Here is an 882-nt window from a genome sequence, read left to right on the forward strand (position 1 = left end):
TCCTCGGAGACCGTCATGAAGCGCCTCTTCCTTTCTGTGTCCGTCCTGCTTGCCGGGACCGCGCTGGCCGCCGCCGCCGACCTGCCGGGGCGGGCGGGCCCCGCTGCTCCGGTGGTGGTTGTGCCGGCCTTCAGCTGGACCGGCTTTTATGCGGGTGTGCATGGCGCCTGGATCCGGGACGAGGGCGAGGCGGTCCGCACCGGCCTGTCGGGCGTCTTCCCGGATGCGCTCCCCTCCCGTGCCGGCCTGAGCGACAGCGGGCCCGGGGGCGGGGCTCAGATCGGCTATCTGTGGGACTTCGGCAGCCTCGTGGCCGGCCTCGAGGCGGACCTGACGGTGGTCGACCTGGAGCGCGCGCGCAGCGATGGGAGCGTGGATGGCCCGTTCTCCTTGCGCACGGATCTGAGCTCGCAGATGAGCCTGTTCGGCAGTGTGAAGGGGCGGCTGGGCCTCGCGCTGCCGGGCCTTGTGCCGTTCGTCGAGCGCTCGCTTTTGTATGTCACGGGCGGTCTGGCCTATGCCCGGACCGAGCACCGGGGGCAGATCACGGTCACGCCGCCGGCTGTCGGTCCTCAGGCTGGCGGTGAGGGGTGGAAGACGGGGTTTGTGATCGGTGCCGGTACTGAGCATGCGCTGAGCAAGAGCGTGTCGCTTAAGGCCGAGACGCTGTACTATGACCTGGAAGACGAGACGCTGACGCTGGCACGGGCCGGCGACCGGGCGCTCTACCGCTTTGAGAACGACGGCTGGATCAGCCGCGTCGGAGTGAACGTACGGTTCTGATGCCAGGGCAGGGCCGCTCCTTCAGGGCACCCGTCCTGTTCACCTTCTGACCAGGGATCCGGCCAATCCAACCTGTCCGGCATGTGCCCCCTTTATGGA

At 68.7% G+C, this 882-nt stretch carries 1 protein-coding gene; it reads left to right on the top strand.

Annotated features, from left to right (window positions below):
• On the top strand, nucleotides 1–783 hold a 783-nt coding region (locus LG661_RS24715; protein WP_230534644.1), incomplete at its 5' end, for an outer membrane protein.
• Nucleotides 784–882 lie beyond the last annotated feature (99 nt).

The sequence above is a fragment of the Microvirga roseola genome, from assembly GCF_020866965.1.
In the GTDB taxonomy this organism is placed as follows: domain Bacteria; phylum Pseudomonadota; class Alphaproteobacteria; order Rhizobiales; family Beijerinckiaceae; genus Microvirga; species Microvirga roseola.